The following is a 270-nucleotide window of genomic DNA, read 5'->3' on the forward strand; positions in this document are numbered from 1 at the left end:
ATAGCTTTAGTTTTTGAAGTAATCTTACTTTTTACTAAATTTAAATCTAAATTATATGTATTCAAATCTGGTTCTACCAAAACGGGAATTAATTTATTATCGGTAATTGCTAAAACAGAAGCTATGTAAGTATTTGCAGGAACAATAATTTCATCTCCTTCTTTCATTACTCCTAATTGAATGTAAGCTTTAAAGATAAGACGCAAGGCATCTAAACCATTAGCAACCGCTACTGCATTTCCCCCTTCTTGATAAGATTCCAATTTTCTT

Annotated in this window: 1 protein-coding gene; it reads right to left on the reverse strand. The window is 30.0% G+C overall.

Translation table 11 applies throughout. The features are described from left to right. A partial coding sequence (locus SB753_RS37505) for a DegT/DnrJ/EryC1/StrS family aminotransferase (protein WP_410805217.1) occupies positions 1 to 270 on the reverse strand: 270 nt, incomplete at both ends.

This window comes from Paraburkholderia sp. SIMBA_053 (genome assembly GCF_046534895.1).
Classification (GTDB): Bacteria; Pseudomonadota; Gammaproteobacteria; order Burkholderiales; family Burkholderiaceae; genus Paraburkholderia; species Paraburkholderia caledonica.